Origin of the sequence: Rhodococcus sp. GA1, assembly GCF_024321955.1 — a bacterium.
GTDB classification, from domain to species: domain Bacteria; phylum Actinomycetota; class Actinomycetes; order Mycobacteriales; family Mycobacteriaceae; genus Rhodococcus; species Rhodococcus pyridinivorans.
Genome location: NZ_CP097186.1, coordinates 3,068,633 through 3,088,581 on the forward strand (window position 1 = coordinate 3,068,633; position 19,949 = coordinate 3,088,581).

General features: G+C 67.7%; 21 protein-coding genes. 13 read left to right on the plus strand and 8 right to left on the minus strand.

Annotated features, from left to right (window positions below; translation table 11 throughout):
* Positions 1-150: 150 nt before the first annotated feature.
* The 4 genes from M3330_RS14575 to M3330_RS14590 all read right to left on the minus strand — a co-directional run bounded on the left by M3330_RS14575 (position 151) and on the right by M3330_RS14590 (position 4,703).
* On the minus strand, positions 151-999 hold the full coding sequence (locus M3330_RS14575) for a 3-hydroxybutyryl-CoA dehydrogenase (protein ID WP_006553692.1): 849 nt from the start codon (positions 997-999) through the stop codon (positions 151-153).
* Between the two features lie 59 nt (positions 1,000-1,058).
* A complete protein-coding gene (locus M3330_RS14580; RefSeq protein WP_006553691.1) occupies positions 1,059-2,216 on the minus strand; it encodes an acyl-CoA dehydrogenase in 1,158 nt (385 codons plus the stop codon).
* Positions 2,217-2,339: 123 nt separating this feature from the next.
* Positions 2,340-3,086 carry a TetR family transcriptional regulator gene (locus M3330_RS14585; protein WP_006553690.1) on the minus strand — a complete coding sequence of 249 codons (747 nt, stop codon included), beginning with the start codon at positions 3,084-3,086 and terminating at the stop codon, positions 2,340-2,342.
* A 36-nt stretch (positions 3,087-3,122) separates the two neighbouring features.
* On the minus strand, positions 3,123-4,703 hold the full coding sequence (locus M3330_RS14590) for an acyl--CoA ligase family protein (RefSeq protein ID WP_255028916.1): 1,581 nt from the start codon (positions 4,701-4,703) through the stop codon (positions 3,123-3,125).
* 195 nt (positions 4,704-4,898) lie between these two features.
* Here M3330_RS14590 and M3330_RS14595 point away from each other — a divergent pair, with 195 nt between their 5' ends.
* Complete coding sequence (locus tag M3330_RS14595) at positions 4,899-5,759, plus strand: LuxR C-terminal-related transcriptional regulator (protein WP_006553688.1); 861 nt, start codon at positions 4,899-4,901, stop codon at positions 5,757-5,759.
* A 16-nt stretch (positions 5,760-5,775) separates the two neighbouring features.
* Here the strand turns inward: M3330_RS14595 and M3330_RS14600 are convergent, their stop codons facing one another.
* Positions 5,776-6,555, minus strand: a complete 780-nt coding sequence (locus tag M3330_RS14600; RefSeq protein WP_255025186.1) for a 3'-5' exonuclease — start codon at positions 6,553-6,555, stop codon at positions 5,776-5,778.
* A 107-nt stretch (positions 6,556-6,662) separates the two neighbouring features.
* Positions 6,663-7,247 (minus strand): hypothetical protein, encoded by a 585-nt coding sequence (locus tag M3330_RS14605; protein ID WP_033098417.1) that lies wholly within the window; start codon positions 7,245-7,247, stop codon positions 6,663-6,665.
* 58 nt (positions 7,248-7,305) lie between these two features.
* Between M3330_RS14605 and M3330_RS14610 the strand changes: the two genes are divergently transcribed.
* The 9 genes from M3330_RS14610 (at position 7,306) to M3330_RS14650 (ending at position 15,111) form a co-directional block, all read left to right on the plus strand.
* Positions 7,306-8,370 carry an ATP-dependent DNA ligase gene (locus M3330_RS14610; protein WP_255025189.1) on the plus strand — a complete coding sequence of 355 codons (1,065 nt, stop codon included), beginning with the start codon at positions 7,306-7,308 and terminating at the stop codon, positions 8,368-8,370.
* A 1-nt stretch (position 8,371) separates the two neighbouring features.
* Positions 8,372-9,424, plus strand: coding sequence for a DNA polymerase domain-containing protein (locus M3330_RS14615; RefSeq protein WP_255025190.1), 1,053 nt, complete (start codon positions 8,372-8,374; stop codon positions 9,422-9,424).
* 117 nt (positions 9,425-9,541) lie between these two features.
* Positions 9,542-10,093 carry a DUF6764 family protein gene (locus M3330_RS14620; RefSeq protein ID WP_006553684.1) on the plus strand — a complete coding sequence of 184 codons (552 nt, stop codon included), beginning with the start codon at positions 9,542-9,544 and terminating at the stop codon, positions 10,091-10,093.
* Between the two features lie 106 nt (positions 10,094-10,199).
* Positions 10,200-11,459, plus strand: coding sequence for a serine hydrolase (locus tag M3330_RS14625; protein ID WP_006553683.1), 1,260 nt, complete (start codon positions 10,200-10,202; stop codon positions 11,457-11,459).
* A gap of 92 nt (positions 11,460-11,551) precedes the next feature.
* Positions 11,552-11,776, plus strand: coding sequence for a dodecin (locus M3330_RS14630; protein WP_006553682.1), 225 nt, complete (start codon positions 11,552-11,554; stop codon positions 11,774-11,776).
* A gap of 125 nt (positions 11,777-11,901) precedes the next feature.
* Positions 11,902-13,578: an FAD-dependent oxidoreductase gene (locus tag M3330_RS14635; RefSeq protein ID WP_071935822.1), complete on the plus strand. Its 1,677-nt coding sequence runs from the start codon at positions 11,902-11,904 to the stop codon at positions 13,576-13,578.
* Positions 13,579-13,606: 28 nt separating this feature from the next.
* Positions 13,607-13,870, plus strand: a complete 264-nt coding sequence (locus M3330_RS14640; protein WP_006553680.1) for a hypothetical protein — start codon at positions 13,607-13,609, stop codon at positions 13,868-13,870.
* Positions 13,867-14,094, plus strand: coding sequence for a hypothetical protein (locus tag M3330_RS14645; protein WP_006553679.1), 228 nt, complete (start codon positions 13,867-13,869; stop codon positions 14,092-14,094). The genes M3330_RS14640 and M3330_RS14645 overlap by 4 nt, the downstream gene beginning before the upstream one ends.
* Before the next feature lie 48 nt (positions 14,095-14,142).
* Entirely contained in the window at positions 14,143-15,111 is a 969-nt protein-coding gene (locus tag M3330_RS14650; protein ID WP_255025191.1) for an LLM class flavin-dependent oxidoreductase, read from the plus strand.
* Positions 15,112-15,137: 26 nt separating this feature from the next.
* On the opposite strand, the gene M3330_RS14655 is transcribed toward M3330_RS14650, so the two are convergent.
* Complete coding sequence (locus M3330_RS14655) at positions 15,138-15,575, minus strand: PaaI family thioesterase (protein ID WP_200358775.1); 438 nt, start codon at positions 15,573-15,575, stop codon at positions 15,138-15,140.
* Positions 15,576-15,632: 57 nt separating this feature from the next.
* Entirely contained in the window at positions 15,633-16,970 is a 1,338-nt protein-coding gene (locus M3330_RS14660; protein WP_255025193.1) for a wax ester/triacylglycerol synthase domain-containing protein, read from the minus strand.
* Between the two features lie 140 nt (positions 16,971-17,110).
* Here M3330_RS14660 and M3330_RS14665 point away from each other — a divergent pair, with 140 nt between their 5' ends.
* The 3 genes from M3330_RS14665 (at position 17,111) to M3330_RS14675 (ending at position 19,935) form a co-directional block, all read left to right on the plus strand.
* Positions 17,111-17,740: a hypothetical protein gene (locus M3330_RS14665; RefSeq protein ID WP_019290804.1), complete on the plus strand. Its 630-nt coding sequence runs from the start codon at positions 17,111-17,113 to the stop codon at positions 17,738-17,740.
* Between the two features lie 211 nt (positions 17,741-17,951).
* Positions 17,952-18,893 (plus strand): Ig-like domain-containing protein, encoded by a 942-nt coding sequence (locus tag M3330_RS14670; RefSeq protein WP_006553674.1) that lies wholly within the window; start codon positions 17,952-17,954, stop codon positions 18,891-18,893.
* A 115-nt stretch (positions 18,894-19,008) separates the two neighbouring features.
* Entirely contained in the window at positions 19,009-19,935 is a 927-nt protein-coding gene (locus M3330_RS14675) for a carbohydrate ABC transporter permease (RefSeq protein WP_052040160.1), read from the plus strand.
* Positions 19,936-19,949: the final 14 nt, after the last annotated feature.

Genomic DNA, 19,949 nt, shown 5'->3' on the forward strand with positions numbered 1-19,949 from the left:
AGGTACGCAACACGTAGTGAAGGTTCGCAACGCCGGCAGTTGCTGGCCGTGTTGCGAACCCGGAACTGTTGTTGCGTACCTCCCGGCTGTCCGGATGCGCAGACGCCCCCGCCGTTCCGAGAAGGAACGGCAGGGGCGTCCGAGTGAGGCCTACTTGTAGCTGTAGAAGCCCTCGCCGGTCTTGCGACCCAGGCGACCCGCGTCGACCATGCGGCGCAGCAGTGCCGGGGGTGCGTAGTGCGGCTCGGCGAACTCGTCGTACAGCGACTGCGCGGCGTTGAGGGTGATGTCGAGGCCGACGGTGTCGATGAGGGTCAGCGGTCCCATCGGGTAGCCGCAGCCGCCCTTCATCGCGGCGTCGATGTCTTCCTTCGTCGCGTAGCCCGACTCGAGCATGCGCACTGCCGAGCACAGGTACGGGATGAGCAGGGCGTTGACGATGAAACCCGCACGGTCGCCTGCGCGCACGGCCGTCTTGCCGAGGGTGTTCTTCGCGTAGTCGAACACCGTGTCGGCGGTGGCCTCGTCGGTGGTGAGCGCCGAAATGATCTCGACGAGCGGCATCACCGGCACCGGGTTGAAGAAGTGCACGCCCACGACCTTGCCGGGCCGCTGCGTCGCCTGCGCCATCTTGATGACGGGGATCGACGACGTGTTGGTGGCGAGGATGCCTTCGGGCTTCACGATCTTGTCGAGCTCGGAGAAGATCTCCACCTTGAGAGACTCGATCTCGGGGGCGGCCTCGACGACGAGGTCGCGGTCGGCGAACTCCTTCAGGTCGAGGGTGACGCGGATCCGTCCGAGGACCGCGTCGGCGTCCTCCTGCGTGATCTTGCCGGACTTGACGCCACGTCCGATCGACTTCTTCAGACGCTCGCGTGCCGCGGCGGCGAACTCCTCGGTGGTCTCCTTGACGAGGACGTCGCTACCGGCCTTGGCGCACACCTCGGCGATACCGGCACCCATGGTGCCGCCACCGATCACGCCTACCTTTTCCACTGCCACTGCGGTAACTCCTGATCGCTTCGATGTTCCGGGGGTAACCTACGCGACCGGTGTCAGCGCAGCAGCGCGCGCGACATGACGACGCGTTGGATCTGGTTGGTGCCCTCGTAGATCTGCGTGATCTTCGCGTCGCGCATCATGCGCTCGACCGGGAAGTCGGTGGTGTAGCCGGCGCCACCGAACAGCTGCACGGCGTCGGTGGTGACCTCCATGGCGACGTCCGACGCGAAGCACTTCGCGGCGGCCGAGATGAAGCCGAGGTTGGGCTCGCCGCGCTCGGCGCGAGCGGCGGAGGTGTAGACCATCAGGCGTGCGGCCTCGACCTTCATCGCCATGTCGGCGAGCATGAACTGCACACCCTGGTTGTCGGAGATCGGGCGGCCGAACTGCTTGCGGTCCTTGACGTAGGCGGTCGCCGCGTCGAGGGCGCCCTGGGCGAGGCCGACGGCCTGCGCACCGATGGTGGGGCGGGTGTGGTCGAGGGTCGCGAGAGCGGTCTTGAAGCCGGTGCCCGGCTCGCCGACGATGCGGTCGCCGGGGATGCGGCAGTTCTCGAAGTACAGCTCGGCGGTGGGGGAGCCCTTGATGCCGAGCTTCTTCTCCTTCGGTCCGACGACGAAGCCCTCGTCGTCCTTGTGGACCATGAAGGAGGAGATGCCGTTGGCGCCCTTCTCGGGGTCGGTGACGGCCATGACGGTGTACCAGGTGGACTTACCACCGTTGGTGATCCAGCACTTGGAGCCGTTGAGGATCCAGTCGTCGCCGTCGGCCTTGGCGCGGGTGCGCATGGAGGCGGCGTCGGAGCCGGCTTCGCGCTCGGACAGCGCGTAGGAGGCCATCGCGCCGTTGACGATGTCGGGGAGGACCTTGGCCTTGAGTTCGTCGGAGCCGCGGAGGATCAGGCCCATGGTGCCGAGCTTGTTGACGGCGGGGATCAGCGAGGAGGAGCCGCATACTCGGGCGACCTCTTCGATGACGATGCAGGCGGCGATCGAGTCGGCGCCCTGGCCTTCGAACTGCTCGGGCACGTGGATGGCGTTGAAGCCCGACTTGTTGAGGGCGTCGAGGGCTTCCTGCGGGAAGCGGGAGTTCTCGTCGACGTCCTTGGCGTAGGGCGCGATCTCCTTCTCGGCGAGCGCGCGAATGGCCTCGCGCAGCGCGTCGTGCTCCTCGGAGAGCTTGAACAGATCGAAGTCGGGATTGAGGGCCATGACGGCGGACTCCTAACGGCACGCGGTGCCAGATTTGCGAACGTAGCTCCCTCGACGATATCGGGGCGAGGGTTCGCGACGTGACGGAATGAGTCGATTGTAACCACGGCACTCAGTGCCAGGTCAACGGCGCTGCTGTGCGCCTTCGAGTTGGAGCCGAACCTGCTCGGCGATCTCGGCCGGTGTCAGGTGGGCCGGATAGGTCACCACCGCGACCGCCGGCGGAGCCGGCGCGACCTTCCCGTTCGTCGCGCCTTCGGGCACCGGAACCACCCCGTACGTGCGGCGGAGCTCGAGCAGCTCCTGCTCGAGGCGTTCGGCAGTGGCGGTCTCGTCGCCGCGGATCATCGCGCGCAACACGAAATTGTGCGTGGCGGTCATCGCCGCCGCGAAGCTGACGGTGCGCACCGGCTTCTCCGTCGGGACGGCGGCGCGCAGGAAGTCGGTGAACAACCGCTCGTAGCGGTAGGTGGTGACGAGTTCGCGCTCCCGCAGCGCCGGCACCCGCTGCACCACCCGATACCGCCACACCGCCAGCTCGCGCCGGTCCCGGAAGTGACCGAAGACGAGCTTGGCCCCCTCGCAGGCCGCCGCCCACGGATCGTCGAAATCCTGCGAGAGGTACTCGGCGACCTGCTCGAGCAGCGACTCGTGATCGGCGAAGATCACGTCCTCCTTCGACCGGAACTGCCGGAAGAAGGTCCGCCGCGACACCCCTGCGGCCGCGGCGATCTGCTCGACGGTGGTCGACTCGTAGCCGAACTCGGAGAACAAACGGATCGCCTGCGTGACGACATGCACCCGGAACTGGGCGGGATCGGGGCCCGTCGAATCGAGGCGACGGGTGCTGTTACCGGTACCGGATGTCATGGCGTCGAGTATCCAATGCAGTCGTGAGGGGTCGGCTCACCCCTCGGCGGCTTCGGCCGATCGCAGCTCGAACTTCAGGATCTTGCCGGTCGAGGTGCGGGGCAGCTCCAGCGGGAAGACGATGTCGCGCGGCACCTTGTACCCGGCGAGCAGCGTGCGCGTGTAGTCGATGATCTCCTCGGCCGTGACCGATTCGCCCTTCTTCAGGATCACGAACGCCTTGGGACGCTCACCCCACTTCTCGTCCGGAACGCCGACGACCGCGACGTCGAGCACCGCCGGGTGGCTGACGATCGCCTGCTCGACCTCCACGGTCGAGATGTTCTCGCCGCCGGAGATGATGATGTCCTTCGCGCGGTCCTTGAGCTGGATGTATCCGTCCGGGTACATCACGCCGAGGTCGCCGGTGTGGAACCAGCCGCCGCGGAATGCCTCCTCGGTCGCGTCCGGGTCCTTGTAGTAGCCGAGCATGACGTTGTTGCCGCGCAGCACGATCTCGCCCATGGTCTCGCCGTCGGCGGACACGTCGTTCATGTCCTCGTCGACGACCCGCGCGGTCTCGGCCTGCAGCATGCCCACACCCTGACGGGAGAGCAGCGCGGCGCGTTCGTCGGCCGGCTTGTCGTCCCAGCTGTCCTGGTACTCGCAGATCGTGTACGGGCCGTACACCTCGGTGAGTCCGTAGACGTGGACAACCGTGATGCCGATCTGTTCGAGCTGGGCGATCACCGTCGGCGACGGCGGCGCGCCGGCCGTGGTGATCCGCAACGGACGGTCGAGTGGATGAGCCTGCTCGGCGTTCGCGATGGTCGAGCACACCGCGGGCGCACCGCACAGGTTGGTGACACCGAGGTTGTCGATGGCATCCCAGATCGCGTCGGCCCGCACCGCCCGCAGGCAGATGTGGGTGCCCGCCGCAGCGGTCACCGCCCAGGGCGTACACCAGCCGTTGCAGTGGAACATCGGCAGTGTCCACAGATACTTGCTCTGCCCGTCGAAGCTGTTGTGGAAGGTCTCGCCCAGCGAGTTCAGGTACGCGCCGCGATGGGTGTACATCACGCCCTTGGGTTTGCCGGTCGTGCCCGAGGTGTAGTTGAGGGTGATGACGCCGAGCTCGTCGTCGACGCTCCACGGCAGCGGCGTCGCATCGAGCGAGTCGGCCTGCGCGAGGAACTCGTCGTACCGGGCGGTGGCCACCCCGGCGGGTACCTCGGGAGCGGGCACGGTGGAGTCGGGGACCTCGATGATCTCGGCGACGCCCGGAACGTTGTCGCGGACGTTCGCGACCGATCCGAGCAGTTCGGAGTCGACGAACAGCAGCTTCGTCTCGGAGTGGTCGAGGATGTACTCGAGTTCCGGCCCGGCCAGGCGCGAGTTCAGCGCGACCAGCACACCGCCCGCGAGCGGAACCGCGAAATGCGCGATGAGCATCTCGGGCACGTTCGGAGTCAGGTACGCGATCTTGTCGCCCGGCTCGATACGGCTGCGCAGCACGCGCGCGAGCCGCTGCGCCTCGTCGGCGAACTCGGCGTAGGTGTACGTGCGGTCGCCGTGGATGATCGCGGTGCGATCCGGGAACACCGCCGCGGACCGTTCGAGGAAGCGCAGCGGGCTCATCTGGCTGTAGTTCGCGGCTCCGGTCGAGCCGGGACGGACGGGGGCGATGGACACGGATACCTCCGGGGTGGCCTACTCGGATTCCGGCGTCTTCTGTGATCGTTGCAACACCGGGCGATGTGCAGGTTACAAATCGTGGAACTGGCCCCTCTACCCTCGAAAGTGGGTGTTCGGAGGGAAGAGCAGGAGCAATCGATGGATGTCGCCGTGCCGGGTGTGTTGCGTCCCGACGATCTCGACACCCTCCGCGCCACGCTGCGCGACCTCGAGGCGACGACGGAACTACCGGTGCTCTTCGGTGGCGCGGTGCAGGGCTCGGACGTCGTCCTGTCCGGATTCGTCGGAACCCGCGGTCGTGCCCTGCGCAATCTGGTGATCGCCGCCGAACGTGGACTCGGCGGTCGGGTGGTCGTCGAACAACGACCCGGCGCGGTCGCCGACTACTTCACCTCCCCGCACATCACCCACCACTACGACCGGCAGGTCGCCGGGGAGGGAATCGAGTCGTTGCTCGCCGTGCCGGTCGTGGTGCGCGGACGCACCCGGGCGGCGATCTACGGCGGGCTGAGGGTCAACCGGCCCATCGGCGACGTGGTGGCGGAGAAGGTCGTGCGGTCGGCCGCGGAGCTCGCGCGGGAGATCGAGATCCGCGACGAGGTCGATCGCCGCGTGTCGCTGATCGGGAACACGCGGGCCGCGCACGGCGCCACCGTGCCTGCCTCCGTCTCCGAAGCGCTGACGGAAAGCCTCGTGGCGCTGCGGGCGATCGCGGCGCGCACCGACGACCCGGTGATCAGGGAACAGGTGCGGAACGTCGAGGAGACACTGGCCCGGGCGCGCGACGGTGCGTCGCAGCCGCGGACGCATCTGACCGCGCGCGAGCACGACGTGCTGAGTCATGTGGCGCTGGGCTGCCGCAACGCGGAGATCGCCGACAGGTTGTCGCTGCGCGTGGAGACGGTGAAGACCTATCTGCGCAACGCCATGGACAAACTCGATGTGCGCAGTCGGCACGCGGCGGTCGTCGAGGCGCGGCGGCAGGGACTGCTGCCCTGATCGACCGCACTCCTGATCAGCGGCGGCGCAGTCGCCGGAAGAACCCGCGGATCGCGCGCAGCGCGCGCCGGAACCTGGTCTCGGTCGCGGGACGCTCGAGGACATCGGTACCCACCGGCGTGGGGAGCCGGACGGGCCAGCTGTCGTCGACGTCGACGACCTCGCGACCCAGCCCGCGCAGGTACTCGGCAAAGCTGCGTTGCCGTTCGGCGTGCCAGGCGGCCTGATCGGCCATGATGTCGAGTTCGGCGAGCTCGGGGAATCTCCCCACGAGCGCGCGGGTCAGGTGGCCGGCGGCGAGCGCGTCGGCCTCGGCCTCGTGCGGATTCGGCAGCGACACCCCGTACGCCTCGCACACCGCCTGCAGTGTGCGCCTGCCGGGCCGGCTGCGGTCCATCTCCCGGTCGATGACGTACGGGTCGACGACCGTGCCGATGTCGAGCCCCGTCAGGCCGAGCCGGCGTCCTTCGGCGTCGAGGACCGTCAGGTCGTAGCTGGCGTTGAATGCGACGACGATGTGGCCGCGCGCCCACGCGTCGCTCACGGCCTGCCGGATCTGCTTGTATCCCTCGAGATAGTCGAGTCCTTCGGCGCGGGCGTGGGCGGTGGTGATGCCGTGGATCGCGGTGGTCTCCTCGGGTATCGCGATACCCGGGTCGAGCAGCCACGAGCGTGTGCCGATGCGATCGCCGTCGAAGGTCGCGACGCATGCCGTGACGATGCGGGCGTTGCGGGGATCCCGGTCGGTGGTCTCGAGATCGAACGCGCAGATCGGTCTGTCCGGCCAGTGCGTCATGTTCCGTCCTCGCGTCCGTCGGATGATGATCTGTCGAACGCATTGTTGCGGGAGGCACCGACATGCTCCGTCGCGGCCGCGACGGGCATCCGCACAAGGAGAGAACCTCAGATGGTGTCGGTGCAGACCACGAAGTTGCGTTCCCGGTACACGAACCCCCCCTCGGACGTGGAGCAGTCGTTCACGTCGGAGGTGTCGAACAGGATCTCGGTGACCTCCTCGCCCTGGACCGCGGGCTCACCGCAGTCGATGCGCTGCGGATCCTCGCCGCCGAGGTCGATGCAGTCGCCCACCACCCAGTCGATGTCGAGACACAACGCGCCGACCTCGATGCCGCCGAAGGACTCGTAGTAGGTCTGGTCGATGTCGCCGGGGCACATGGCACTGGCATCGACGACGTCGACGACCTTGTAATTCGAGCTCGGGCTGCCGCACACCGCGTAGTCGATGGTCGCGTCGTCGACCGTGCCGCCGAGCGCGACGCATTCGCCGACTGCGACGTCGACGCTCAACTCGGTCGACGACGACGCCGACGGGGTCGTGGTGGGTAGGGAGAAGGACGGCGCCGTGGACGTGTCCAGGGCGTTCGCGGCGGGCACGGCCTGCCCTTCGACCTGGGTCGCGCATCCTCCGAGCACCCCTGCTGCCGCCAACGCCATCGCGGCACCGGCCGCCCCTCGGAGAATGTTCATGGTCGAAGAGCCTACGGAAGTGCTGCCGGTACCCGTACAGGGTGGAACGATGTGCCGCATGGACCTGCCTGTGGTGCCGCCGCTCGCCCCGATGCTCGCCAAGGTCTCCTCCACCGTCCCCTCCCAACCCGAAGACGGTCCCGACGAGTGGTCCTACGAACCCAAATGGGACGGTTTCCGGGCGATCGTCTTCCGCGACGGTGACGAGGTGGTTCTCGGCTCGCGCGGAGGCAAGGACCTCGTGCGCTACTTCCCGGAACTCGCCGACGCCGCGCGCGCCGAACTGCCCCGCAGGTGCGTGGTCGACGGGGAGATCGTCGTCCCGCGCGAACACGACGGCCGCACCCGACTCGACTGGCAGGCGCTGTCCGAGCGGATCCATCCGGCCGCCAGCCGGGTCACGATGCTCGCCGAGCAGACACCGGCCGTGTTCGTCGGTTTCGATCTGCTCGCTCTCGCCGACGAGAATCTCATGGAGACCCCGTTCGCGGAGCGGCGCGCGCGGCTGCGGTCCGAGATCGGCGGGGGTAAGAGCTGTCATGTCACGGTGGCCACGACCGACACCGATACCGCCCGCCGCTGGTTCGAGGAGTTCGAAGGGGCCGGCCTCGACGGCGTGATCGCCAAGCGACTCGACGGGCTCTATGTGCCCGACAAGCGGGAGATGCTCAAGCTCAAACATGCCCGCACCGCCGACTGCGTCCTCATGGGCTACCGCATGCACAAGAGCGTCGAGGGAATCGGGTCGTTGCTGCTCGGGCTCTATCACGACGGCGAACTCGCGATGGTCGGCGGAGCCTCGGCGTTCACGCGGGAGCGGCGCGAGGAACTGCTCGCCGAACTGCAACCGCTGCGACTCGGGGACGACGTCGTCGAGCAGGGTGAACCGACGCGGTGGCGTTCGGCGGTGGACCGCAGCTGGGTGCCGTTGCGTCCCGAATGTGTCGTGGAGGTCGCGTACGACCAGATGGAAGGTGTGTCGGGAGCGGGGATGCGGTTCCGGCACGCAGCGAAGTTCCTGCGGTGGCGTCCCGACCGTGACCCCGAGAGCTGCACGTTCGACCAGCTGGAGGTGCCGGTGCGCTACGACCTGTCGGATGTGCTCGACCGGACGGAGGACTGACATGGCCACGAAGCGTTCGCCCGCGGAGGAGTTGGACGTCGACGGCTCGCCCGTGCGGTTGTCGAACCCCGACAAGATCTACTTCCCGCAGCTCGGCGCCGCGGGTGGCACGAAGCGGCACCTCGTGGAGTACTACCGCAGGGTCGCCACCGAGTTCGACGCACCGATCCTGACGGCTCTGCGCGATCGGCCGACGCATCTGCAGCGCTTTCCCGACGGCATCGAGGGGGAGGAGATCTATCAGAAGCGGGCACCGGTCAAGCGACCCGACCACGTGGCGACCTGCGAGATCACGTTCCCGTCGGGGCGTACCGCCGATGCGCTGCGTGTGTGTTCGGCTGCCGACGTGGTGTGGGCGGCCAATCTCGGGTGCGTGACCTTCCATCCGTGGCCGGTGCGCTGCGGCGACACCGACCGTCCCGACGAATTGCGCATCGACCTCGACCCGCAACCGGGAACCGATTTCGGCGACGCGCGGGCCGTGGCGCTGGAGGTCGTGCGCCCGCTTCTCGACGAACTGGGACTCGCCGGATATCCCAAGACGTCCGGTGGGCGGGGACTCCACATCTATCTGCGGATCGTGCCCGAATGGGATTTCGTCGGAGTCCGTCGTGCGGGGATCGCGCTCATGCGTGAGATCGAGCGGCGCAGCGACGGGCGGGCGACGACGGCGTGGTGGAAGGAGGAGCGCGGAGAGCGGCTCTTCCTCGACTACAACCAGAACGCGCGCGACAAGACGATCGCCTCGGCCTACTCGGTCCGTCGCACCCCGATCGCGACCGTCTCGACTCCGCTGACCTGGGACGAGCTGGTCGACGCCGAACCTGACGACTTCACGATCGCCACGGTGCCGGATCTGCTGGCGAAGCGCGGCGATCCGATGGCGGATCTCGATGCGCATGCGCACTCGCTGGACGTTCTGCTCGAGATGGCCGAACGGGACGAGGCGAACGGTATCGGCGACCTGCCGTATCCGCCGAATCACCCGAAGATGCCGGGGGAGCCGAAGCGCGTCCAACCATCCCGCGACACCGACCGGACAAAGGACACGTGAACCGGAACGTTCGGGGAATCGCGTCCCTGTCGTGACCTCGAGTATGAGTCCTCCCGAGGTGCGAGTCCATAAACTGTCCGAGAGAACAGTCACTCGAGGTTCGGAAGGGTCGATGTCGTGATTCGCTCGTGGGCGTCCGGTCGGGTTCTCGGCGTCGGGGCAGTATTCGCTGCCGCCATCGGGGTCGGTTTCCTCATTCCTCAGACCGCGTCCGCGGCCACGACGTGCACGGCACCGCCGGGTGCCCCGGCCGAGATCGTGCAGATCGACGGGGGCGAAGCGTGTGGTGCGTCCACCGACGGCACCGCCGAGGCGTGGAGCTATGCCGAGCGGGGCGTGGGATTCGCCGATGCCCGCAGTGCCGCACAGGTGGTGGCCGCCGGATTCGACGGCGGTGTCGGCGCCGGGGAAAGCACGTCGGGACGGCTGTTCGCGATCGGCGTGGGGGAGGAGGCCCTGGCGCTCGGTGTGCTCGAAAGTCCGGGCACGGCGGTCGTCGCCGCGGGTCCGCAGTCGCAGGCCTATGTGGGCGACGCCGACGATCCGGTGTTGTGCGAGGGCACGGCGGCGGCCGCGTTCGAACTCGAGGCCGCACGCGGGTGTGTCGTGCTGGGCGACTTCCGGTACTTCACTCCTGGCGCGCAGACGCCGCCGTCGCCCCTGCCGTAGATTCGGCGCGTCTCGCCGGGATCCTCGACAGACAGACTGTACGTAAACCCTTCCTTTACGTTCCGTGTCGTCGTAGCCTGTCGCACATGCCGATGGAGGTGTCGCGATGACGACCGGAGCAGTCTTCGAACCTGCCGGGGCGACAGCGTCGTTCGCACCGGTGCACGTCCCGGGGCGGATCGACGCCCGGCCGGGCCCGGCGGCGCCGACCGAGATGGTCGTCGATGCGCGATTCCTGCGGCTGGCCGACGCGTTCTTCTCGCTGTACAAGCGGCCCCGGGACGGCGGCGGCGCACTCACCGCCTATCTCCACGGTGAGAAGGTCCTCGACATCTGGTCCGGCTGGTCGGCCCCCGACAAGCGGTGGAGCCGCGACACCATGGCGTTGTCGTTCTCGACCGGCAAGGGCGTGGCGTCGACCGTCGTGCACCGTCTGGCCGAGCGCGGAGTGATCGACTACTTCGCGCCCGTTGCACAGTACTGGCCGGAGTTCGCCGCGAACGGCAAAGATGACATCACCGTCGCGGACGTCATGACCCACCGATCCGGCCTGCACCGGGTGCGCGGTCTGGTTCCGGGGACGCGCGGGATCCTCGACTACGAGACGACCGTCGCGGCACTCGAGCAGGCGGCACCGGATCGACGGCGGCGACGCGGCTCGGGCTACCACGCCGTCACCTACGGATGGCTCGTCGCCGAACTCGTGCAGCGGGTGACCGGTCTGCCCTTCGTGGAGGTCGTGGAGCAGGAGATCGCCCGGCCCCTCGGCGATCCCGATTTCTGGTACCGCGTGCCTCACGACGAACGGGGCCGTATCGCGAAGCTCTTCCCGCGGCTCGCCCCGGTCGGCCTGCACTGGGGTGCGAGCGCCGCGGTCCTGTCGCGACTCGAACCGACCCGCGGTCTCGCCGAGGCCGCGATGCCCGACGGCTTCGACAGGCTCGTCGGCGACCCGGCCGTGCACGACTCGGTGATGCCGGGCTGGAACGGTGTGTTCACCGCCCGCTCGCTCGCGCGTATGTACGGGGCGATAGCCGCCGGCGGGACGATCGACGGCGTGAAGTTCCTCGACGCCACCACGATCGACGAGATGTCGCGCGTGCGGGTGCGCAGCCGGGACTACGTGCTCGGTGTGCCGATGGCGTGGCGGCTCGGCTACCACCAGCCCATCTTCGCGAGCATCCAGCGTCCGCGCGGTGCGCTCGGGCACTACGGAGTGGGTGGCTCGGGGGCGTACGCCGATCTCGACACCGGTCTGTCGCTCGCCTTCGTCACCAACCGGCTCGGTGCCGGCGCGATCCCGCTCGGGGACCTGCGTCTGGCGCGGCTGGGCGAACTCGCCCGGTCGCTCGCGCGTCGTGCCTGAATCTTTCTGTCATTTTCGTGGTTCCGGGGACGGGGGTCCCTCGAGGGCGGGACGATCCGAATCGGAGCATCGTCGATTCGAGGAGTTCAGCCATGAGTCATGTCTACCGGGTGATCGAGGTCGTCGGATCGTCGACGACGGGAGTCGACGACGCGATCGCGAAAGCGGTGGCGCGAGCAGCGGAGACCACGCGGCATCTCGAGTGGTTCGAGACGGTCAACATCCGGGGCCACATCGACGACGGCCGGGTGGCCCACACGCAGGTCACTCTCAAGATCGGTTTCCGCATCGAGTCGAGCGCCGAAACGGACATCTGAGGCACCTCGACAGCCGGAAATTCGATGATATGTTTTTGAGAACGTGGTTCTCGACCGAAACTGGAACGTGTACTAGTCTGAGGCTCGTTCGTTGTCCGGAATCGGCACTGTAGGCAGGTACAACTGTGGCTTATGTAATCACCCAGGCGTGCTGCAACGACGCCTCGTGTGTCGAGGTCTGCCCGGTCAACTGCATCCACCCGACACCCGACGAAGCACCCTTCGCGACCACGGAGATGCTCTACATCGATCCCGACACGTGCATCGACTGCGGGGCCTGTGTCGACGAGTGCCCGGTGGATGCGATCGCCGCCGACAACGAACTCACGCCGGCGCAGGAGCCGTATCTCGAGATCAACGCCGAGTACTACCGTCGCTACCCGATCGGACCGGACTGGCCCGAGCTGCGCACGCGCCGCAAGCTGCCCGCCGAGCTGGGCACCCTGCGGGTGGCGATCGTCGGCTCGGGTCCTGCGGCGTGCTATGCCGCGATGGATCTGGTGACGCACTCGGCGGTGCAGGTCGACATCTTCGACCGCCTGCCCACCCCCTACGGGCTCGTGCGTGCCGGTGTGGCCCCCGATCATCAGAGCACCAAGGGAGTCGGCGACCTCTTCCGCAGCGCCATCGGCCACAAGAACACCCAGTGCTATTTCAACGTCGAGGTCGGCACCCACATCACCCACGAGGAACTGCTCGCGCACCATCACGCCGTGATCTACGCCGTCGGTGCCGCAGGCGACCGCACGCTGGGCATCCCGGGAGAGGACCTCGTGGGCAGCCGCGCCGCGACCGAGTTCGTCGCCTGGTACAACGGACACCCTGATTTCGCCGACCACACCTTCGATCTGTCGGCCGAACGCGCGGTGATCATCGGCAACGGCAACGTCGCCCTGGACGTCGCGCGAGCCCTGGTGATGGACCCCGACGAGCTCGCGCGCACCGACATCGCCGAGCACGCGCTCGAGGCGCTGCGGAAGTCGAACATCCGCGAGGTCGTGGTCGTGGGCCGGCGCGGCCCGGCGCAGGCCGCCTACACCAACCCGGAGCTGCTCGCGCTCGGCTCGCTGCCCGGTGTCGATGTGGTCGTCGACCCGGTCGAGGTCGAACTCGACCCGGTCAGCCGCGCGCTGATCGACGATCCGGAGGTCGAACCCCGCCTGACGCTCAAGGTGCGGCAGGTCGAGGGCTTCGCGCAGCGCACTCCCACCGAGGGCAACAAGCGGATCGTGCTGCGCTATCTCGCCTCGCCGGTGGAGATCTCCGGCGACGGTGTTGTCGAATCGATCACCCTCGAGCGCAACGAACTGGTCGAGGTCGACGGCCGTCTCGAGGCCCGCCCGACCGGACAGACCGAAATCCTCGAGGCGGGATTGGTGCTGCGTTCGATCGGTTACCGCGGCACCGCGCCGGCCGGTCTGCCCTTCGACGAGCGGCGCGGGGTCATCCCGAACGAGGGCGGCCGGGTGATCGACGCCGAGGCCGGAGCACCGGTGCCCGGTGTCTACACCGCCGGTTGGATCAAGCGTGGTCCCAGCGGCGTGATCGGCACCAACAAGCAGTGCTCTGCCGAAACGGTCGAGAAGATCCTCGACGATTTCGTCGAGGGCAAGCTGCCCGAGCCGGTCGCCGATCGGGAGAAGCTGGCGGCGCTGGTCGCCGAGCGGCGTCCGGAGCACATCGATTACCGGGGCTGGCTGCAGATCGACAAGCAGGAGAAGGCCCGCGGATCGGCGGCGGGACGCTCGCGCCTGAAGTTCGTCTCGATCGAGGAGATGCTCGCAGCGTCGCGGATCGAGTAATCCCGTCCGGTGGCGGGAACCCGGCCCCATGGCTCAGCACTCCCACCCGGCAGTCGCTGCGTCGGGACGATGGATCGATACCGACGGGATCCGCTACCCGTCCGGCGACACCCACGCATGGACGCCCGGCACCAATCAGACCCTGTGCGGGGTGCCGCTCTCCCGTGCCCGACTCGACCGCTTTCCGCACGTGCCGTGGAGCGACGCGCTGTACCTGGCGGAGCTGGGTGAACACGGAGTCGTCCCGTGTCGTCGCTGCACGGCGGCCACCCGCAACGACCGGCCGCGGTGACAGGGGCGATCGGCACCGGGCGCGTACTCGCCGAGATGGCGATCCGAGCGGGTGATGCCCGCGACCAGGTCGTCGCGGTCGGAGACGCGATCGCCGATCTCCTGCTGTACCTCGCCGATGCACACGGTGTCGCCGCGGCGCAGAAGGCCTCGGAGCACGGGCAACTCCACTTCCACGGGGACCGGATCGCAGCCGGACGCGCTTGGGGTCCCGAAGATCCCTGACCTGCAGGGAAGATCCGGGACGGTCGCGGTGTTGAGACGACCGTGCAGGTGGCGTTGTCGTTGCTGGACCGCTCCCGGACCCGGGAGGGGCAGCCGGACGCTGCCGCATTGCAGCAGACCCTGCGTCGCGCCGAACTCGCCGAGGCGGCCGGCTACCACCGCTTCTGGGTGGCCGAGCACCACGCCGTCCCAGGCATCGCGTCGGGAGCTCCACCGCTGCTCATCGGCACGATCGCGGAGCGGACGAGCCGGATCCGAGTGGGATCCGGCGGCGTCATGCTGCCCAACCATCAACCGATCGTCGTCGCCGAACAGTTCGCGATGCTCGAAGCGATGCACCCCGGACGGATCGATCTGGGTGTCGGTCGTTCCCTCGGATTCACCGCGCCTGTGCGCGATGCGCTGCGGACCCACAAGGCCGACGCGGACGACTTCGCCACCGACATCGAGGAACTGCGCGGTTATCTGCACGGCACCGCCGAAGTGACGGTGCGTCCTCGACTGTCCGAGCCGCCTCCGATCTTCGTCCTCGGCACCGGGCAGGGTATGCGGCTGGCGGCGCGTCTGGGCCTGCCCGTCGTCGTCGCCGGACCGCTTCTGCGGCAGGGATCGGAACCGTTCGACCGTTATCGCGCCGACTTCCGCCCGGCCACACCCGGCGCTGAGCCCTATGTTGTCGTCGGCCTGGACATCCTCATCGCCGATACCGAAGCCGAGGCTCGGGAACTGCAGCTTCCGGAGGCCTGGGCGATGGCCGTCTCACGCGAAGAGGGGGCGTTCCCGCCGCTGTCCCCGATCGAGGAGATCCGCCGGCAGCCGATGACCGAGCGGCGCCGCCGCATCGTCGACGAGACCGCGAAGGGTTCGCTGGCCGGCACCGAGGACCAGGTGGCCGAAGGGCTCGAGAAACTGCTCGCCTCCACCGGGGCGAACGAGGTGCTCAGCTCCGCATCCACTTTCGACACCGACGCCCTGTACGACTCCGATGCGCGACTGACGAGGATCTTCGGTCTCTGAACGGAGGGTGGAACAGATTGTCCCGCTCAACGATTCAGATCGATCAGGCGAGCGCTGCCCTGCGCCGCCGCACACATCTTCTCCGTCCCGTCCTCGGTGACGGCGTAGATCTCGCAACGACACAGTGCCTGCCTGCGACTGGTGCTGACGATCGTGGCGACCGCGCGTAGGAGTGCGCCCCCGGCGGGCCGCAGGTAGTCGAGGCTCATGCCGGTCGTCACGATCGACGGCCCGAGGGCCGTGCCTGCGGCGAACGTGAGCGCATTGTCGGCCGCGTAGGCCAGAACACCTCCGTGCGCGAAGCCGAACTGCTGGAGCAGTTCCTCCCTGAGCGGTATTTCCAGGACTGCCCGGCCGCGCTCGTACTCGGTCAGACGGGCTCCGATCAGGGCGCTGAACGGTTGCGATGCCAACACCTTCCGGGCATCGGCGAGGGTACGGATCTCGGCGATCTCCTCCGACATGCACAGCAAGGTACTCCGCTCCTCGGTTCCCGACCGCCACATCGGAGCGGCCGGCAGTCACTGTGCGGAGGCGACGATCGAGCGGAACTGTTCGCGCAGGGCCTCCGTGAGGTCACGGTGTTCGGGGACGAGATCGGGGTCGACGACGACCGCCACGGTCAGCGTGCCGGCATAGGACAGGGCCGCGAAAGCGACCGCGACGTTGCCCGCGGTGACGATCATCGGCACCATCGACGCGACAGGCACTCCGGCAACGGTGAGCGTCGACGACGGTCCCGGCAGGTCGGACAGGAACGAGTTGACCCGGCGCTGCCGGTCCACGAACCGGCGGAACGCCCCGACGGCCGCAAGGGCGCGGAAGACCGGACCCAGTAGTTCGGCAGACAGGCCCCGCACGTTCGCCTTCTGCAGTCGGGTCGTGCGGGAGACGGATACCGACCGGTGCTCCGGGGTCCCGTCCAGCGGTACCCGGACGGGCATGACGCCGACGCGATTGCCCAGTTGCCCACCCGTGGCAGCGGTGCGGGCGGAGACCGGCACCGAGATCATCAGCTCGGACGGGAACTCGCCGCGCTTGTGCAGGATGGTGGCGAGGGCGCCCCCGACGGCGACCAGCAGCACATCGTTGATCGTTGCGTCCCACTGCCGTCCCGCCCGACGGAGCGTGTCCAGATCCACCTCGACGGTCCTGAGCGCCAGACGAGACCCGATGGGCGCGTTCAACGAACACCGCGGGGCACGTCCGCCGGCGCCCCTCCCGAGTTCTGTCCATGCTGCAGGAAGACGTGCGACGGCTCGCGGTGCCCGGCGGAGCGCCCGCAAGTGACCGATTACATTGTCGTAGAACAACTCTCGTCTGGTTGGTTGCGTTGAAGCGCGCTGTTCGGGCATGGGCGGTGTGCTGTCCATGCCGTCGACGAGATGCGCCAGGATCGACAGACCACCGATCCCGTCGGCCAGGACGTGGTGCAGCACCATCACCAACGCCGTGTGCCCGTTCGGGTCCGCGATGTCGGTGACGAGCAGCGCGCGCCACAACGGTTGCGATCGGGGCAGCGGCCGGGTAAGGGCGTCCGCGGCGAGCGTCAGTGCGGCGTCCCTGTCGCGGGGACCGGGGCACCGCACCTGGGAGAAGTGGGCATCGATGTCGAAGTGGGCGTCGTCGAGCCAGTAGGGACGCCCGAGTCCGAAGGCCGGCTCGATCAGGCATTGCCGCAGGCGTCGAACCCGGACGAGGCGTTCGGCGAGCACGGTCATCAGTGTCGTGGGGTTCGTCAGGTTCTCACCGGCGAAGAAGATCGCAGCACCGACATTCATGGGTACCCGTCCCACGTCCGAGACGAGTTCGATCAGGTCTCCGGGACCGATGCGGTCGATGCCGTTCGAGGCCGCCACCCTTCGAGGATGACAGACGCACGCTGTCCGTCTATTGCCTACGGCCGAGTAGGGGAGCAGTGTGAACACGGGTGGTTTCGGGTGGGGGGTCGCGCCGAAACGACCGGCGACGCCGCGTCGGCGCCGCCCTGAGGAGAGGGGTGCCGATCGTGTTTGCACGCTCCACCACAATTCATGCGCATCCGTCGTACATCGACGCCGGGATCAAGCACGTACGCGACATCGTGATGCCTGCCCTGGCGGACATGAACGGTTGCCTGGGGCTGTCCCTGCTGATCGACCGCGGCTCGGGCCGATGCATCGCCACCAGCTCCTGGCGGGACGAGGACGTGTTGCGCTCCAGCGAAGGCATGGCCCGCATGCTCCGGGACGAGGCGGCCCGGATGTTCCATGCCACCACGGACGTGGCCAACTGGGAGATCGCCGTCATGCACCGCGATCACCACTCGACCCGTGGGTCCTGCTGCAGTGTCACCTGGGTCGACATCGATCCCGCGCAGGTGGATCGCGGTGTGGACATGTGGAAGATGGCCGCGCTGCCGCGGATGGAGGAACTCGAGGGTTTCTGCAGCGCCAGCCTGATGCTCGACCGTGCCGGTGGTCGCGGGGTGACCTCGTTGACGTTCGACAGTGCCGAGGCGATGGACCGCACCAGAGCACATGTCGACGACATCCGCTCCGAGGTGACTCGGGCAGCAGGCGCCAGGGTGCTCGATACCGGTGAGTTCGAGCTCGTCATCGCCCACCTCGACGTCCCGGAAACGGTGTGACCGCGGGTCTGCGGCGCGGGTGATATCCGTTCACCCGCGCCGTAGCCGTCCGCATTCGTAATAGACCACTCGGTCCGCTGAACTGGGAAAACGCCGAGACCGTCCGCATTCGAATTGCCCGTCCGTAACCGTCCTGTGTCTAATGAACGGGTACGAGCACGCCGCGCAGGGGAAGTAAGGCGCGGCGCACCGCTGAACGATGGGTTGTGGAATGTTCGAAAAGCGAGCTTTGTCGAACGGTCGCCGCACGGGCCGCCGATCTGCGCGGATCGGTGCTGCACTCGTGGGCGCAGCCGCCGTGGCACTGGCCACCGCCGGTCCTGCGAGCGCGGCACCGCTGTGGCCCGGTGGGCCCGAGGTGCCGAGTGTCCAAGAGCTGATCGAAGGGCTCACGCCGCCCGGGGTGACGCCGCCGCAGCTTCCGCCCCAGCTCGCTCCCGAGCCGGCCGCCCCGTTCTCCGCTCCGTCCGTCAACCCGTCGAACGGGGAGACGGTGGGTGTCGCGCAGCCGATCATCATCCGCTTCAACGAGGCCGTCGGAGATCGTGCAGCCGCCGAACGCGCCATCCGCATCACCACGCAGCCGCCCGTCGACGGGCACTTCTACTGGGCGTCGAACACGCAGGTCCGCTGGAAGCCGTTCGAGTTCTGGCCCGCGAACACCGCGGTGACCGTGAAGGCCGGCGACACTCAGTCGTCGTTCACCATCGGTGACGCTCTGGTGACGGTCGCCGACAACAACACCAAGACCATCACCGTCACCCGCAACGGCGAGGTCGTCCGCACCATGCCGACGTCCTTCGGCAAGCCCGGCCACGACACCCCGAACGGCACGTACATCGTCGGTGAGAAGTACCGCGACATGTACATGGACTCGTCGACCTACGGGGTGCCCGTCGACAGCCCCGAGGGATATCGCACCTACGTCGAGTACGCGACGCGGATGTCCAACAGCGGAATCTTCCTCCACGCCGCACCGTGGTCGGTCGGCGCTCAGGGCAACACCAACGTCAGCCACGGCTGCCTCAACGTGAGCACCGAGGACGGCAAGTGGTTCTACGAGAACGCCAAGAAGGGCGATCCCGTGATCGTGCAGAACACGGCCGGTGGAACCCTCAACGGCTGGGACGGTCTCGGCGACTGGAATCTCTGACACCGACGCACATCTCCGACGCCCCCTGCTTCCGGTTCGTAACGTTCGTCCGGAATAGCAGGGGGCGTCGCCCTTTCGTAACCCATGGTTCGTTCTGTCGGCACACACTGCTCCGGTGTCACCGAGTCCGGAACGAACCCTGCCGCAACACGAACGCGGCCTCCGCCACCGCCCGTGGCGCGATTACGCGCTCTTCGCGGCATTGGTCGGGCCCAATCTCGCGCTGTTGATCCTGTTCACCTACCGGCCTCTCGCCGACAACATCCGGCTCTCCTTCTTCGAGTGGAACATCGCGAGCCCGAACTCGACCTTCGTCGGACTCGCCAACTACCGAGAATGGTTCACGCGTCCCGACAGTTGGGAAATCGTCGGCAACACCATCGTGTTCACCGTGGCGACCGTTGCCGGTTCGATGGCACTGGGACTCGGGCTCGCACTGCTTCTGGACCGTAGGCTCCATGGACGCAATCTCGTGCGGTCGGCGCTGTTCGCACCGTTCGTCATCTCCGGTGCGGCCGTCGGAATCGCCTTCCAGTTCGTCTTCGATCCGAACTTCGGTCTGGTGCAGGACGTCCTGACCCGGGTGGGAATTCCGACGCCGGACTTCTACCAGGACTCCAACTGGGCGTTGGTGATGGTGACCCTGACGTACATGTGGAAGAATCTCGGCTACACATTCGTCATCTATCTCGCTGCACTGCAGGGACTCCGGCCCGAGTTGAGCGAAGCCGCCGCCATCGACGGTGCCTCCCGAGGAACGAGCTTCCGGCGCGTCGTCCTTCCGCAATTGCGGCCCACCACCTACTTCCTGTCGATCACCGTGCTGCTCAATTCGTTCCAGGTCTTCGACATCATCAACGTCATGACTCGTGGGGGTCCGTTGGGGACCGGCACGACCACGATGGTCTACCAGATCTACGACGAGTCGTTCCGCAACTTCCGTGCCGGCTACGGCGCCACCGTTGCCACCATCATGTTCCTGGTACTGCTCGCGGTGACCGTTTATCAGGTGCGCATCATGGACCGAGGAGGTCACTCGTGACCGCTGTCGCGGAG

Bases quoted from the DNA above. Each gene is read 5' to 3' on its own strand.
- M3330_RS14600 (WP_255025186.1), bottom strand. From the start codon at position 6,555: ATGACGCACTGGCCGGACAGACCGATCTGCGCGTTCGATCTCGAGACC.
- M3330_RS14580 (WP_006553691.1), bottom strand. From the start codon at position 2,216: ATGGCCCTCAATCCCGACTTCGATCTGTTCAAGCTCTCCGAGGAGCAC.
- M3330_RS14640 (WP_006553680.1), top strand. From the start codon at position 13,607: ATGGCTCAGCACTCCCACCCGGCAGTCGCTGCGTCGGGACGATGGATC.
- M3330_RS14615 (WP_255025190.1), top strand. From the start codon at position 8,372: ATGGCCACGAAGCGTTCGCCCGCGGAGGAGTTGGACGTCGACGGCTCG.
- M3330_RS14610 (WP_255025189.1), top strand. From the start codon at position 7,306: ATGGACCTGCCTGTGGTGCCGCCGCTCGCCCCGATGCTCGCCAAGGTC.
- M3330_RS14595 (WP_006553688.1), top strand. From the start codon at position 4,899: ATGGATGTCGCCGTGCCGGGTGTGTTGCGTCCCGACGATCTCGACACC.
- M3330_RS14670 (WP_006553674.1), top strand. From the start codon at position 17,952: ATGTTCGAAAAGCGAGCTTTGTCGAACGGTCGCCGCACGGGCCGCCGA.
- M3330_RS14585 (WP_006553690.1), bottom strand. From the start codon at position 3,086: ATGACATCCGGTACCGGTAACAGCACCCGTCGCCTCGATTCGACGGGC.
- M3330_RS14590 (WP_255028916.1), bottom strand. From the start codon at position 4,703: ATGAGCCCGCTGCGCTTCCTCGAACGGTCCGCGGCGGTGTTCCCGGAT.
- M3330_RS14625 (WP_006553683.1), top strand. From the start codon at position 10,200: ATGACGACCGGAGCAGTCTTCGAACCTGCCGGGGCGACAGCGTCGTTC.
- M3330_RS14630 (WP_006553682.1), top strand. From the start codon at position 11,552: ATGAGTCATGTCTACCGGGTGATCGAGGTCGTCGGATCGTCGACGACG.
- M3330_RS14605 (WP_033098417.1), bottom strand. From the start codon at position 7,247: ATGAACATTCTCCGAGGGGCGGCCGGTGCCGCGATGGCGTTGGCGGCA.
- M3330_RS14655 (WP_200358775.1), bottom strand. From the start codon at position 15,575: ATGTCGGAGGAGATCGCCGAGATCCGTACCCTCGCCGATGCCCGGAAG.